This is a genomic window from Flexithrix dorotheae DSM 6795, assembly GCF_000379765.1.
GTDB classification, from domain to species: Bacteria; Bacteroidota; Bacteroidia; order Cytophagales; family Flammeovirgaceae; genus Flexithrix; species Flexithrix dorotheae.
Window position 1 is genome coordinate 325,454 of record NZ_KB903487.1, and the last position, 14,988, is coordinate 340,441.

The following is a 14,988-nucleotide window of genomic DNA, read 5'->3' on the forward strand; positions in this document are numbered from 1 at the left end:
TTCGACAGCAGGATGATCAGGATTTCCTTCAATTCAGTCCAATTTAAATTTTGGAGTTTGTTGAAAAGTTAATCCATTTATCCAATACTGGTTCTTAAATTTAGGGCAATTGATTTTTTTTACAAATCTTTTTGAATGGGAATGAAAAATTTTAATGGAAAGGTAGTATGGATAACCGGGGCTTCCTCCGGAATTGGGGAGGCGCTGGCCAGCCAGTTTTCTAAGCTTGGGGCAAAGCTGATTTTGTCTTCCAGAAGAAAAGAAGCCTTAGAAAATGTGGCTTTAAAATGTGAGCTAAGTGAGGAAAATAAATTGATTTTACCAATAGATTTATCCGAGTATAAGGACTACCAGCCTACAGTAAATAAAGTGATAGAAAAATTTGGGAAAATTGACATATTGATCAATAATGGAGGAATAAGTCAGCGATCCAGGTTTGAAGAAACGGATCTTCATGTTTTTAAAAAAGTGGTGGACGTAAACTTTATGGGCACAGTAGCCCTTACTAAGGCGGTATTACCAGTGATGAAAAAGCATAAATCCGGTCATATAGTTGCTATAAGCAGTGTGGTAGGGAAATTCGGAACGCCATTGCGAACAGCCTACTCCGCCTCTAAGCATGCTTTGCAAGGATTTTTTGATGCGCTAAGAGCAGAGGTTTATGCGGATGGAATTAAGGTAACTTTGGTGTGCCCTGGATATGTAAAAACAAATATTTCATTAAATGCTGTAATGGGTGATGGCAGTAAACAAGGAAAAATGGATGCGGGCCAGGCTTCGGGGATTTCACCTGAGGATTGTGCCAAAAGCATTATTAAAGCCATTCAACAAAATAAAAGAGAAATTTATCCAGCTGGACTAAAAGAGCTTTCCGGAGTATACATGAAAAGGTTTTTTCCGGGAATTTTCTCAAAAATGGTAAGAAAGATTAATGTGCGGTAGAGATTTAAATTAGAAATGTTTTAATGGGAAGTTTCTGTTTTTTATTTTAAATTATTGATCTTAGAATTCCAGAATTTAATTACCTAATTCCTTATCCAATTAAATCCTATTTAAAAAATGAGCAAATTAAGTTATACTTCTTCCGGTGATGGTGTGCCTTTAGTTTTAATTCATGGTTTTTGTGAGAGCAGGAAATTGTGGGCCAATTTTTCGGCCATGCTTTCTGTAAAGTATCATGTGATTAATGTGGATTTGCCTGGTTTTGGCAAAAGTCCTTTAAGTGTGGAAAAACCAAGTATTACCTATTTTGCTGAAGAAATTAATGGTTTGTTAGAGGATTTAAAAATTGAAAAGTGCCTGATGGTAGGGCATTCCCTTGGAGGATACGTTTCCCTTGCCTTTGCCTCACTTTATGCACAGAAATTAATTGGTTTGGGTTTGTTTCATTCCACTGCTTTTTCCGATTCTGAAGAAAAGAAAAATACCAGAGTAAAAGCTGCTGCATTCATTCGGGAAAATGGAACTGCAAAATTTGTTTCTTCCCTTTTTCCCGGTTTGTTTTCTCCACATACAAGAGAAAAATTTAAGAATGAGATTCAGTATTTTATAAATGCGGCTGAAAACCTGGATAAGGAAGTTGTGGCCAAAACAATGGAAGCAATGAGGGACAGACCGGACCGAAGAGATGTGCTAAAAGAACTGGATATTCCGGTGCTTTTTGTGATTGGAAAAGATGACGGGTCGGTGCCCATGGATCAAAGTTTAAAAGAATGCCATTTGCCAAAAGAAAGTATTGTACATATTTTGGGAAATGTGGGGCATATGGGTATGATTGAGGAAAAAAATAAAACCCTGGAAATTCTTAGTCGGTTTACGAACTATTGTATCAATCGTCCTTAATAATGGATGATCTACTTTTATCCTGGCAATTTTTAAACACAATGTAAACTTAATGGTGAGGATTAGATTAGAAGATGGATGTCAGAACTTACTAGTTTTATATTGTCTAAAAATTTTTGACTTCTAAATTCTAATTTCTGACATCAAGAAATATAAAGATTTTTTTTATGGAAGTCATAATCCTGACAATAGCTTTTGTATTGGGTTTTGGAGCCGGCAGGATAGGATTTCCTCCACTTATTGGTTATTTGCTGGCTGGTTTTTTATTGAATGCTTTTGGTGTAGAACGGGATCACGAAATAGCAGCACATTTATCGGAAATAGGGATATTATTACTGCTTTTTACCATTGGCTTAAAACTTCAGCTCAAAAGTTTAATCCGGCCAATTGTTTATGGAACAGCCATCATTCATCTTTTGGTTACAATTGTCTTATTTTCAGGGATATTTTTCATGCTAAATTCTCTGGAAATTTCCGGTTTTAGGAATTTGGGTCTCATTCCTACCCTTATCATTTCCTTTGCTCTGAGTTTTTCAAGTACCATTTTCGCTTTTAAAGTGCTTGAGGGAAAAGGTGGATTGATCAGTTTGTATGGAAGAACCTCTATCGGAATCCTTGTTATTCAGGATTTGGTAGCGGTCCTTTTTCTTACCATTTCAGTCGGGAAATTGCCTTCCGTTTGGGCGTTAGGTTTGTTAGCACTTCCTTTTTTTCGTCCTTTATTTCTGAAATTACTGGAAATGGTGGGGCATGGTGAACTCAAGTTACTCTATGGAATTGTATTGGCTTTATTGGGGGCTTATCTGTTCGAAATAGTGGGTATGAAACCGGATTTAGGGGCCTTGGTCATGGGGCAATTGTTGGTAGGGCATTCTAAATCGGATGAACTCGCCAAAGGGTTAATGGGCTTTAAAGATATTTTTCTCATTGCCTTTTTTGTAAATATAGGTTATCAGGAAAACCTCAATGCATTTATGCTGTATACCGGTTTGGCTATAAGCTTTTTTGTGTTGATTAAGGGAGGACTATTTCACCTTATTCTTACCAGGCTTAAAATGCGATCCAGGACTTCTTTTATTACTGCAAGTATTCTATCCAACTTTAGTGAATTTGGTTTAATTGTAGGGGCAATGGCGGTAAAATCCGGATGGCTTGAAGGGGAATGGCTGGGAATTTTGGCTTTGGCAGTAGCCTTTTCATTTGTTTGGGCATCTCCACTAAATGCGCGATCCTACTCTATTTATGCTCGCTTTGAAAAATTTCTGGTTGCATTTCAAACACCAAAAATGTTGCCTGATGATCAGCCTTTGGATACAGGAGATGCCCATATTTTAATATTTGGCATGGGCAGGGTAGGAAGTGGGGCATATGATTATATGTCGGAGCATTTTGGAAAAGAAGTGTTGGGGATAGACGCAGATCCTAAAGTAGTGAAAAACAATATTGAAAAAGGCAGAAAAGTAATATTGGGTGATGCTACAGATACTGATTTTTGGGAAAAGTTACAACCCAATAAGGTCAGGCTGGTCATGCTTACCATGACCAAACATGCTGCAAATTATTATGCGGCCAGGCAATTCCGGAATAGCCATTATGATTGTGTGCTTACTGCAACTGCTCAATTTTCAGATGAAAAGGCCGAACTTGAAGAATTGGGAGTGGATTCTGTGTTTAATATATTTAAGGAAGCAGGAGTTGGTTTTGCAGAGGATACCCTCAAAACTTTTAAGGATGAAATTCCCGACCTGAAAGAAAAGGGGTAATATTTAAATTTCTAAAAAGTCAAAAATCATTAAGCCTAAGGTCAAGTTAACAAATTACTATGAAATGGGGTGTCTTAATAGAGAAGACACCGCCAGAAAATTGCATATTTTTGTAAGATCGACAATAGAAATGTTATGAAATTTTTTTTGAATATGCCCTTTAAAAGTTATTTACCATTTATTTTTTTTATTTCCCTGGTTGTTCATTCAGGCTGTAATCCAAACAAGCAAGGAGAAAGTTTAAGTCAAAATGAACCTGTAAAAGAAATACCTCAGGAATTGCCCTATTCTGTTCCTGATCGTGGAATTTCCAAATCGAAGGGGCAATTGGTTTATGCTCCGGTTTATTCGCATATCCGGTATTTTGATAACAAAAGGGATTTCTTATTGGGGGCAATTTTGAGCATACGGAATACCAGCCTGGAGCATGGAATTACGATAAACTATGTTCGCTATTATAATACTGATGGCAAGGTGATCCAGGTTTTTCTGGAGGAACCATTGGTTTTAGGGCCGCTTGCTTCCACAGAGTATATTATACCTGAAAGTCACAATATGGGAGGTTCTGGTGCTAATTTTCTTGTAGAATGGAAATCAGATATTTTAGTGAATGAACCAATAATTGAAGTAGTGATGGTTGGAAATCAGGGAACAATGGGACTTTCCTTTATTTCTGAAGGCAGAGTGATTCGCAATTTAAGTGAGTAATGCTTCTTCTTTTTCCGGGTTCCCATCAATTATTTTAATGAAAAGTAAGGCTGACCTGGCATAAGGTCAATGGAATCATTTAGCTTTGCAGAAGTTTAAACAAACGCAGTGCTTTGAAAAAAGTAAATTCAAGGCATTTAGCTCGTCATGAAATTGGTAAACAAAAAAACGAGAATAGAGGATTTGGGGATGGTAAGCTATAAAACCGCCTGGGATTATCAGACAGCAATTTTTACCAAATCCGTGAATTTAAAACTGGAAAACAGAAGAAGAGAAGACCGGGGAGAGCACACTATTTCTACAGAAAATTACCTTTTATTTTGCCAGCATCCTCATGTTTACACGCTTGGAAAAAGCGGGGAGGAAAATCATTTGTTGCTGAACCAGACTGGATTGGAAGCAAATGGTGTGGAATTTTTTAAAATAAATAGAGGAGGAGATATTACCTACCATGGTCCGGGACAGATTGTTGGCTATCCCATTTTAGATTTGGATAATTTTTTTACCGATATCCATAAATATATGCGATATATTGAAGAATCAATTATCCTTACTTTGAGTGATTATGGTTTAAAGGCAGGGCGGGTAGAAGGTTTGACCGGGGTGTGGCTTGATTTTGAACCAGGAGCAAAAAATCCAAGAAAAATTTGTGCGATTGGCGTAAAAATGAGTCGGTGGGTGACTATGCATGGTTTTGCCTTCAATGTTAATACAGATTTAACCTATTTTGATCATATTGTTCCTTGTGGAATAAATGATAAAGCAGTTACTTCGCTGGAAAAAGAGCTGGGTGAACCCCAGGATTTAAAAGAAGTACAAAACAGAGTGAAATTTCATCTCCTCAATTTGTTCGAAATGGAAGTTGAATCGGAGGTGAAGAAAACAATCAATATAAATTATTAATATTTTGGAGAAGATTAAGGTAGCACACCCAAGTGGTGTTGTAAATGCGGAAATTAAACTGACTGCCTCTAAAAGTGAATGTAACCGGGCATTAATCATACAGGCATTATCGGAAAATAATATTGAATTATCCAATATCTCCGAAGCAAGGGACTGTCAGACAATGATCAGGTTGTTGAAGTCGGAAGAAAAAACGCTTGATGTTTTGGATGCCGGCACTACCATGCGGTTTTTGACTGCATTTTGCACCATAACCAACCGGCCAACCATTTTAACTGGTACACCAAGAATGCAGGAAAGGCCGATTAAAATATTGGTAGATGCACTTAGAAGTCTGGGTGCTGAAATTGATTATTTGAAAAAGGAAGGGTATCCTCCACATGAAATCAAGAGCTTTGAGCAAAAAACGGATCATGTGAAAATCCAGGGAAATGTGAGCAGCCAATATATTTCCGCTATGCTCATGGTGGCTCCGACTCTCCCTCAGGGCCTGAAATTAGAATTGATTGGTGAAGTAGCTTCAGTTCCCTATATCAAAATGACTCTTCAATTATTGTCACATTTTGGAATCACACATACCTGGGATGAAAATGTAATTTCAATAGCCAAACAGCCTTATCAATCAAACAATTACAGCATTGAGTCGGATTGGTCTGGTGCGAGTTACTGGTATAGTATTGCCGCACTTTCCAAAGAGGCCAATATCAAATTATTAGGATTGAGGGAAAATTCTTTGCAGGGGGATAAAGCCATTGTAGAGATTATGGAAAAGCTGGGTGTAAAAAGTACTTTCGATGAGACTGGTGTTTTACTTACAAAAATCCCTAAAGAAGATAGTTTCGAATTTGATTTTACCCATTGCCCCGATTTGGCACAAACCGTAGCGGTAATTTGCGCAGCCACAAAAACTCCTGCCAGAATGAAAGGATTAGAAAGTTTGAGAATAAAAGAAACAGACAGGATCGCGGCCATAGAAACAGAATTGAAAAAAGTTGGACATCAGGTAGAGGTAATTGGGGATAGTGAAATTATCATTTCAGCAGCAGAAACTGTAATGAATCATCCAGTGATTGATACTTATGATGACCATAGGATGGCCATGGCATTTGCTCCACTCGGATTATTGGGAGAAGTTACTATTGAGGAACCTTCTGTGGTGAATAAATCATATCCGGTTTATTGGGATCACTTAAAAGTGGCAGGTTTTGAGCTTGTTTAAGCCATTGGATTGAATTTTTAGTTCTAAGGAATATTTGCAAATTAGTTAAAGTTTATAATCCAGAATTTAGGTTTTTGCGGAACAAGTGTTCCATGTATTAAAAAAAGTATCTAAATTCTGGCTTTAAAACACAAAAAAAGGAGTCTTTAAAGACTCCTTTTTTTGTGTTTGGTTGAAATTATAAGATATTGTTTTACAGATTATTACGTTTGTGGTCTCACTTAGAAACTATATCTTAAACCAATTTGAGCAGACCATCTGGCACTTGCAGTTGAGCCATCCTGAATGATGTTCCACGGATCTCCCGGATCAGAAAAAGTAAAAGTGGGTGTATAATTGTCATTAGCAGCATCCTGATATCCCTGAAACTGGATTAACTGGAAGTTCTGATTGTCACTAATGAAGTATCTTCGCCCCCAGTCTTTATTCAATAAATTTCCAAAGTTGAAAATATCAAAAGTAAATGCCAGCGTATGTCTGATTCCATTTCCAGTTTCTATAAAAACCTCTTGTTGGAACTTTACATCAATAATACTTTCAAAAGGCGTTCTTGCCGCATTTCTTTCCGCATAGTTTCCTCTTCTTTCGCTCAGGTAATCATCATTAGAAATATAGGCGTCTAAGGCAGCCCATTGTTGAGCGGCAGTTTCAGTTACATTTCCCTCACCGTCCATTTTATCTACCAAAACAATTTCATCTTGACTGGCAGGAACATAAATCAGGTTTCGTGGTTCATCTAAATTAGGATCATTATTAGTCAATGTCCCATCATTGTCATTATAAACATATGAATATGGAATTCCGGACTGCCCATTGTAAAATACCGAAATTGATGTAGCCAAATTATTTAAATATTCCTTTCTGTAATTTAAAAATGCAACTACCCTTGAACCAGAAGCAAATTGTGACCGGTATAAACCATCAGGGTTGTTTCTTCCTCCTACACTGTGGAATTCCTGCCATTGTGATGAGTTAATGAATACAGTTCCATCAAAAATAGATTTGGCATCGGTATAAGTATAAGCCAGACTTCCGGTAAATCCATTATCAAAGGCTTTTTGTAATTGCGCAGTAAAACTGTAGGTCCAGCCTTTATTGGTATTATCCGCAAGTGTGATGTAATTGTATGTGGGGTCAACAGGATCACCAGCTGGATTCCAGATAGGTCTGTTATCAGCTCCCTGTAAATTGGCAAATGGCTCTTTTTTGATATTAAGATTTTGATAAAGGACATTATTTAAAGTCTTGGTATACTGGAATTCTAAAGAACCGGTAAGTCCCCAGAATAACCGTTGGTCTACACCAATACTCCCTCTGAAAATTTGAGGATATTTAAAGTTTTCAGTAAATAAATCGACATCACCGGAAGGTTGATTAGGATCATCTTCCGGAAGCCCACCACCTGTACCTAATGGCCTTGGGATTTGTTGATTCAAATCAGGCTCAAAGGCAATTCCACCATCTCCCGGAGGTGCAAAACCCGCTCCATTAAAGCCAACATAAAACCCACTGGTTAACCCATTTCTAAGGAATACACCTCCCGGCCATACAAATGGCACTCTACTGGTGAAAATCCCTAAACCACCTCTTAATTGGGTTGTTTTGTCTCCTTTTATATCCCAGTTAAAACCAACCCTCGGACTCCACATTAGTTGCGTAGCAGGCATTTGGCTGGCTCTTGCTCCTTTCAGATCATAGCCTTCCTGCTCAATTAACCTAACTGTTTCCGTGTTGAATTGGGTGTTATCTCTTGGAGGATTATCAATGAAAATGGGAATATCTAACCTTATTCCGGCAGTAAGTTTAAAATTTGGATTAAACTGAATTTCATCCTGCCCATAAAAAGCCAATTGTAAAGCGCTGAAATCAGCGGCAACTGAAGTGGCATTATCTCCGATATTTATATTACCTTTTTCATGGCCATAAAGGTAAAGATAGGCTTCATTGGCAAAGAACTTATCTGTGGAGCTATAAGTATACTGGGATGGATGAAGTGGCAAGAATAAATTGAAAAGGCTGAAAAATTCATTGTGTGTACCGATTGTAAAAGTGTGTTTTCCTTTATACAGGTTGAAATTGTTAGTTAGGGTAATGACATCCTGATTCACCACATTGGCATAGGAAAAAGGTTCGCCTCCTAAGGTAATATCCGCATTTCCATCATTGATGACAATTGAAGGAAATGGTTGGCCTGTTATATTTCTGTCATCTCTTACGAATGTTGCACCAATAATGAGGTTATTTGAAGCCTTGCTTCCAAAGTTACTTTTTAGTTCCAGTGCTGAGGAGTTAGTAATGGAAGGAAAGGTTTGTCCTGAATTCCCAAAATAAATATTTCTGGCTCCAGCCCTTAAAGGACCCACAAAGTCTGCCCTTGTATAACTATGCCTTGCTGAAAGTTTATGGTTTTGGTTAATATTATAATCCAGCTTTAATAAAAATTTATCCCCACTAAGGGTCTGAATGTTATTTTCGTAACCTCCCGGATCATAACCATAAAGGTTTTGAACCTGAGCAGCAATTGCATCAACCGTGGCTTTGTCCGCATCTCCTTCATATCCATCAAAAGTAAAAGGTACAGGTGTTTCGTCTCTTTGGATTTCAGCATTTACAAAAAAGAATAATTTATTTTTAATGATAGGTCCACCTAATCTGAATCCATAGGTTTTGGCCGTAAACGGATCGAGTTTTACCCTTTCCTGTTCCGGATCATCAGTTGGTGTTTTTCCAGCCAGATTCTGATTTCTTGTAAAATAATAAGCAGAACCTTCAAAATTATTAGTTCCACTTCTTGTCACCGCATTTATTCCTCCTCCTGCAAATCCGCCTAAAGTTACATCGTAGGGAGCAACTACCAATTGTACCTGCTCGAGTGCATCTATACTAATTGGGGAAATACCAGTTTGTCCTCCATTCGTTCCAGAACTTGCCAACCCAAAAACATCATTATTTACTGCTCCATCGATAAAAATTGAGTTATACCTATTGTTTACCCCAGCAAATGAGATGGAATTTTGTGTGCCATTATTTAGATTGGCTTGTGGGGAAAGTCTGAAAAAGTCATTTAATGATCTGTTTACTGTGGGTAAGGCAGTGAGATCTTTTTCAGTGACATTGGTTTCTGGTCCGGTTCTGTTTCCATCGAATACGTCACTTCCCAATGCAATTACTTCAACCATTTCTAACTCAGTTGACTCTTCAGTTAATTCAAAATCAATTTTTAAAGTTTGTCCTAGGGATAAGTAAATACCTTCTTTTTCAGAATTCTGAAAACCAATATATGATGCCGAGATTTTGTAAGGTCCCCCTACATTAAGATTATTTATTGTAAAGATACCATCCACATTGGTCACTCCGCCAAATTTAGATCCGGTGGGTGTATGAATGGCAATTATTGCGGCTCCGGGTAATGGACCTTCATCATTTGAAACCAAACCATTTATTCTGGCAGTGGTTGTTCCCTGTGCCCAAGAGTAATTATTTGCCAACAGCAATATCGCAATTGGAATAAGTAAACTAAGTAGATTTTTTCTCATTTGAGTGAGTGGGTTTATAAGTAAAGAAATAGTAATGGGAACATGATCCATAGTGGTTCATGCACACGAATTAGTTATTAAAGGACTGGTTTGGAAAGGATAATAATCAGGTGTTATTTCTTTTGGTTGAGCTTATTTTACCTCAGTTTTTTTCATGTAAATGCCCAATAAGGCCTTTGCCGGGGTCAGGCACTGGGATTCAAAATAAAATTCCTGAAAATCAAAATTTTCGAAATATTTAAATTTTTAACAAGCTCAAAGAATTGATGACAAATATAAAAAATGGATGTAATTAAAATTTACGATTATGTAACCTTTTTTATAGTAAACTTAACATTTTGATAAAATATTACATCTGCTTTTTCCTGGATTCTCCCTTTAGGATAGTCAGGAAGCCTGTTTTTTGGAGGATTGAATGAAATAATTAGATTTTTCCTATCTGAGATGTTATATAAGTACAATATCTTAGGTTTGAAAAAAATAATATGAAGTGAGTTTTTGTGGTAATAATCCAATTTTTTGTTAGAAAAATATAATTTTATACTAGTCTGCATTCATGAAATAAAATATCAAAAAAGGAAAATCGGGCAATTTTTAAATTTATTAATTAATTAATATTACCTTGGTACGATTATAACCACAATGAAGTTATTTTTGCGAAAACTAAATTATTCACAAGATGAGAAAACTTTTACTACAACTGTTTTTTATGCTTGCCATGTGTACAGCTGTGTACGCCCAGGAAGCTACAACAATTAAAGGAAATGTATCGGATGAAGATGGACCTATTATAGGCGCCAATGTCATCTTAAAAGGATCCACTACAGGTAGTGTTACTGATTTTGAAGGTAACTTTATGTTCAAAACCGAAAAGAGTGGAAATCAAACACTTATTGTTTCATTTGTAGGTTTCGAATCTTTAGAGAAGCCTATAAATCTCAGTGGTGGAACAGTAGAAGTTGGAACAATTAATTTAACTCCATCTGCAGTAGGGTTAGCAGAAGTTGAAGTAATTGCTTCAGTAGCTATTGATAGAAAGACTCCAGTAGCTGTGACTACTATTGATTCCAAGTTTATCGAAGAAAAAGTAGGGAATCAGGAATTTCCCGAAATGTTACGTTATACCCCTTCGGTTTATGTGACCAAACAAGGCGGTGGGTTTGGTGATTCAAGGATTAACATCAGAGGATTTGACCAAAGAAATACTGCTGTGATGATTAATGGTATTCCTGTAAATGATATGGAAAATGGCTGGGTTTACTGGTCAAACTGGGCTGGTTTAAGTGATGTGACTACCAAAATGCAGGTACAAAGAGGATTGGGTGCCTCGAAATTGGCTGTTCCTGCTATTGGAGGTTCAATTAATATTATCACTAATGCTGCCGATATGCGGAAAGGCGGAGCTGCAAGCGTAAGTATCGGTAATGATGGATATCAAAAATACGGGTTAGTACTTTCTACAGGATTAGGTGAAAGTGGCTGGGCTTTAACGCTGCAGGGCACACACACAACAGGAAATGGTTATGTTGCCGGAACTGAATTCAAAGGATATTCCTACTTTGCATCCTTAAGCAAGCAAATTGGTAATAACCATTCAATTGCAATTACTGGTTTGGGTGCACCACAATGGCATAATCAAAGAGATTTTGCTCCAAGATATAAAGATTACCAAAAGTACAAAGAGTTTTGGGGTGAAGAAGGTCATAAATATAACAGTGACTGGGGATACAAAAACGGAGAAGAATATACCTGGAGAAGAAACTTTTACCACAAACCAAAAATATTTGTGAACTGGTATTGGGATGTAAATGATAAAACTCAAATTGCTACTTCTGCTTATTATTCAGCAGGAAGGGGAGGAGGAACTGGTTCGAGAGGAGGTATAAATGGAAATGCAGATTACAGATTACCTAAAACTAATGATGGTCTTAACAGGTTTGATGACATAGTTTCATGGAATAGTGGAGGAACTGTTGCTGATTTTGGAGATAATAGATTACCCTGGACTGGTCCTGATAATCGAAGAGGATATTTTGTTGGATCTAATGTAGCCACAGAATCATCAGTGGATGGAGAATACAGAGGTGATAGTTATGGATTAATTAGAAGAGCTTCAATGAATGCTCATAACTGGGTAGGATTAATCTCAAATGTTACTCATGAGATAAATGACAGATTTAATTTTGTAGGTGGAATTGATTTAAGACATTATAGAGGAATTCACTACAGAAGAGTAGACAACTTACTTGGAAATGATGCTTTCTATACTAATACCAATATCAATATCGAGGGTGAATTTATTACTCAGGAGAAAGAAGCTAAAGCCCTTGCCGAGATCAAAGATGATAGAAAATTGAATTATCATAATGATGGATTGGTGAAATGGGTAGGTTTTTATGGTCAGTTAGAATATACTGGAGACCAATTATCTGCATTTGTTTCTGCATCGGCTTCCAGCCAGGGATTCAAAAGGATAGAGTATTTTAATAATCTATACAGCGACCCTAATTTTGAGACTGGATGGAGAGACTATTGGGGAGGAAATATAAAAGGTGGTGTGAATTATAACCTTACTGAAAATCATAATGTATTTGCTAATGCAGGTTATATGGAAAGACAACCCATATTTGATAATGTTTATGTAAATTTTGGTAATAACGTAAATGAAGATGCCACTAATCAAAAAGTAATTGCCTACGAATTGGGTTATGGTTACAGAAGTTCCACCTTCAATGCCAATGTGAATTTATATAGTACTACCTGGTTGGACAAACAGTATAGCAGATCGGTACAACTTGGTAACCAGGATGGAACGGCTAACTATACAGTTGATCAAAAACATGAAGGTATTGAAGTCGATTTCTTGTGGAAACCAGTAAGGAAATTAAATATTACAGGTATGTTTTCTTTAGGAAACTGGAGATATACGACAAATACCGAAGCGGTTGTATTTGATGATGATCAACAGGAAATTGGAAAAGCTACTTTATTCCTGGATGATGTGAAGGTAGGTGACGCTGCTCAGACAACCTTCAGTATTGGTGCAGATTACGAATTGTTACAAGGGTTTAGGTTAACAGCCAATTATTATCAGGCTTCTAAAATTTATGCAGATTTTAATCCTGCCGAAGATGATACTTTCCTTGAGCCAGGAAATCAGGCATGGGAATTACCAAGCTATGGTCTAATGGATTTAGGGGCTTATTATACGCTTAAATTAAAAGGAACAGGATCAGATTTAACTTTTAGACTAAATGTAAATAATGTATTAGATGAAATTTACATTTCAGAGTCAAATTCAAATATTCTTGATTCTGGTGCAGAAAATATCATTCCTGGTACAAGTAACGCCAGTATTAATAATAATATCTATTATGGATTTGGAAGAACCTGGAATTTAGGTGTGAAATACAGATTCTAACCCAAAGTATAGTAATAAAATAATTCCAAAAAAGAGGCTTAGCAATGAGCCTCTTTTTTTTGTGCCTTATTCCAACTTAAAATTGAATAAGGAAGAATTGAGCTATATATAACTTAAAATGGCAATTCTTATTAACTTTGGCATCCCTAATTCAAAAGAAAAATAATGTTGCTCAGAAAGTTATTATTAGCTGTTTTTAGTTTTGAAAAATACCTCAGGATCATTTCCTATATTTTTTTGAAAACCTTTGTTCATAAAATTTACTTAAAGGAACATTACCAGGTGAAGTTTCTTAGTAAAATGATTAAGGATGGCGATTACTGTATAGATATTGGGGCAAATCTGGGTTATTTTTCTATCCCCATCTCTCAGTTGATTGGAAAGTCAGGTAAATTGTTTTCTATTGAGCCAGTTGAATTATTCAGGGAGGTTTTGTTAAGGAATGTTGCTTATTTTTCGGGTGATAATGTAGAAGTAATGCCTTATGCACTTGGAGAAGAGGACGAAAAGGAAATAATGCTGGGAACTCCCAATGTAGATGGGGTAATCAGGCATGGAAGAACGGAGGTTTTGGAAAATACGGAAGAAAATACGGACCTGGCTTACCAACATAAAGCTGTTATGATGAAGCCGGAAACGCTTTTTTCCGATTTACCAAGGCTTAATTTTATTAAATGTGATGTAGAAGGATACGAATTGCATATTATCCCTCATTTTTTAAGTTTGATTGAAAAATTCAGGCCAATATTGGAAATAGAAATTGATCCTCTATCTCATAAGCTGGAAATTATAGATATGCTTTCTCCTCTTAAATATTCAGCCTTCTTTTTGAAAGATGAACAACTAATCCCATTCCAAAAAGGAAACTCAGCACATGAAGAAGAAATTGAATTGTATTTCTTCCCAAAAGAAAAAATCAATGATTATGCTTTTATATTGGCATAAAAAAAAGCACCGTCAGAAAATATTCCAGGGTGCCCATGTATGAAAAGATACGATTAACCTATAATGTCCAATAATTGGGACAAAGGGGGGCTAAGAATATTGTTTTTTCAAATACTCCTTGATTTCCTTAATTCTCGAATTTATATCCATTTGGGAAAAATCCAGTCCATGTATGGAAATTTTATCCAGATAAGTCATAATTTCCTCATGATGTTTGCGCTTTTTTCCACTGCTTACCTCTACATACTTTAAAGAGGTCCATAGAACCGTTTTAAGGTTGGCTTTAGAATCATCCGTCATATAATATTCTACTACTACTGTATCCTCATTAAAGAATATTATACGTGACATTATCCTCACCCACTCCCCAACCATTGCTGGCCTTACATAGGCAATTTGATGTTGGTAAACTACCCAGCCAGCTTTATATCTTTGAAAGATATCACCTGGCCTCACTCCATATAGTTGTGTCGTCTGGTCTTCTCGTGCGTTGAAGAAATAGTCAAAGTATTTGGCATTGTTTAGGTGTCTTAAAGGATCGCAATCCTGGAAACGGATCACAGACCTGGATTCTGTTTCTTTTGGGTATTCTTTAACTTGTTCTAGCATGTTTGAGCGTACTTTTTGGGACAAATTAACTAAATCTGGATA

Annotated in this window: 10 protein-coding genes; 8 read left to right on the forward strand and 2 right to left on the reverse strand. The window is 36.6% G+C overall.

Features of this window, described 5'->3' with window-relative positions; translation table 11 throughout:
- Positions 1–135: 135 nt before the first annotated feature.
- The 6 genes from A3EM_RS0135000 (at position 136) to aroA (ending at position 6,435) form a co-directional block, all read left to right on the forward strand.
- On the forward strand, positions 136–942 hold the full coding sequence (locus A3EM_RS0135000) for an SDR family oxidoreductase (protein ID WP_020532922.1): 807 nt from the start codon (positions 136–138) through the stop codon (positions 940–942).
- A gap of 117 nt (positions 943–1,059) precedes the next feature.
- The gene (locus A3EM_RS0135005; protein ID WP_020532923.1) at positions 1,060–1,842 is read left to right on the forward strand and encodes an alpha/beta fold hydrolase; all 783 of its coding nucleotides are present in this window, start codon (positions 1,060–1,062) and stop codon (positions 1,840–1,842) included.
- Positions 1,843–2,009: 167 nt separating this feature from the next.
- A complete protein-coding gene (locus A3EM_RS44610) occupies positions 2,010–3,605 on the forward strand; it encodes a cation:proton antiporter family protein (RefSeq protein WP_020532924.1) in 1,596 nt (531 codons plus the stop codon).
- A gap of 135 nt (positions 3,606–3,740) precedes the next feature.
- Positions 3,741–4,313, forward strand: a complete 573-nt coding sequence (locus tag A3EM_RS0135015) for a DUF3124 domain-containing protein (RefSeq protein ID WP_020532925.1) — start codon at positions 3,741–3,743, stop codon at positions 4,311–4,313.
- 147 nt (positions 4,314–4,460) lie between these two features.
- Positions 4,461–5,216 carry a lipoyl(octanoyl) transferase LipB gene (gene lipB / locus A3EM_RS44615; RefSeq protein ID WP_020532926.1) on the forward strand — a complete coding sequence of 252 codons (756 nt, stop codon included), beginning with the start codon at positions 4,461–4,463 and terminating at the stop codon, positions 5,214–5,216.
- Between the two features lie 4 nt (positions 5,217–5,220).
- A complete protein-coding gene (gene aroA / locus A3EM_RS0135025) occupies positions 5,221–6,435 on the forward strand; it encodes a 3-phosphoshikimate 1-carboxyvinyltransferase (protein WP_020532927.1) in 1,215 nt (404 codons plus the stop codon).
- A gap of 221 nt (positions 6,436–6,656) precedes the next feature.
- Here the strand turns inward: aroA and A3EM_RS0135030 are convergent, their stop codons facing one another.
- Positions 6,657–9,971, reverse strand: a complete 3,315-nt coding sequence (locus A3EM_RS0135030; RefSeq protein WP_026210774.1) for a TonB-dependent receptor — start codon at positions 9,969–9,971, stop codon at positions 6,657–6,659.
- A 679-nt stretch (positions 9,972–10,650) separates the two neighbouring features.
- On the opposite strand from A3EM_RS0135030, the gene A3EM_RS0135040 reads away from it, so the two are divergent.
- The gene (locus A3EM_RS0135040) at positions 10,651–13,392 is read left to right on the forward strand and encodes a TonB-dependent receptor (protein ID WP_020532930.1); all 2,742 of its coding nucleotides are present in this window, start codon (positions 10,651–10,653) and stop codon (positions 13,390–13,392) included.
- Between the two features lie 165 nt (positions 13,393–13,557).
- A complete protein-coding gene (locus A3EM_RS0135045) occupies positions 13,558–14,337 on the forward strand; it encodes an FkbM family methyltransferase (protein ID WP_020532931.1) in 780 nt (259 codons plus the stop codon).
- Positions 14,338–14,427: 90 nt separating this feature from the next.
- On the opposite strand, the gene A3EM_RS0135050 is transcribed toward A3EM_RS0135045, so the two are convergent.
- The gene (locus tag A3EM_RS0135050) at positions 14,428–14,946 is read right to left on the reverse strand and encodes an acyl-CoA thioesterase (protein WP_020532932.1); all 519 of its coding nucleotides are present in this window, start codon (positions 14,944–14,946) and stop codon (positions 14,428–14,430) included.
- Positions 14,947–14,988 lie beyond the last annotated feature (42 nt).

Excerpts from the sequence above, each read along its gene's own strand:
- A3EM_RS44610 (WP_020532924.1), top strand. The coding sequence starts at position 2,010 with ATGGAAGTCATAATCCTGACAATAGCTTTTGTATTGGGTTTTGGAGCC.
- lipB (WP_020532926.1), top strand. The coding sequence starts at position 4,461 with ATGAAATTGGTAAACAAAAAAACGAGAATAGAGGATTTGGGGATGGTA.
- A3EM_RS0135050 (WP_020532932.1), bottom strand. The coding sequence starts at position 14,946 with ATGCTAGAACAAGTTAAAGAATACCCAAAAGAAACAGAATCCAGGTCT.
- A3EM_RS0135015 (WP_020532925.1), top strand. The coding sequence starts at position 3,741 with ATGAAATTTTTTTTGAATATGCCCTTTAAAAGTTATTTACCATTTATT.
- A3EM_RS0135045 (WP_020532931.1), top strand. The coding sequence starts at position 13,558 with ATGTTGCTCAGAAAGTTATTATTAGCTGTTTTTAGTTTTGAAAAATAC.
- A3EM_RS0135030 (WP_026210774.1), bottom strand. The coding sequence starts at position 9,971 with ATGAGAAAAAATCTACTTAGTTTACTTATTCCAATTGCGATATTGCTG.
- A3EM_RS0135000 (WP_020532922.1), top strand. The coding sequence starts at position 136 with ATGGGAATGAAAAATTTTAATGGAAAGGTAGTATGGATAACCGGGGCT.
- A3EM_RS0135040 (WP_020532930.1), top strand. The coding sequence starts at position 10,651 with ATGAGAAAACTTTTACTACAACTGTTTTTTATGCTTGCCATGTGTACA.
- A3EM_RS0135005 (WP_020532923.1), top strand. The coding sequence starts at position 1,060 with ATGAGCAAATTAAGTTATACTTCTTCCGGTGATGGTGTGCCTTTAGTT.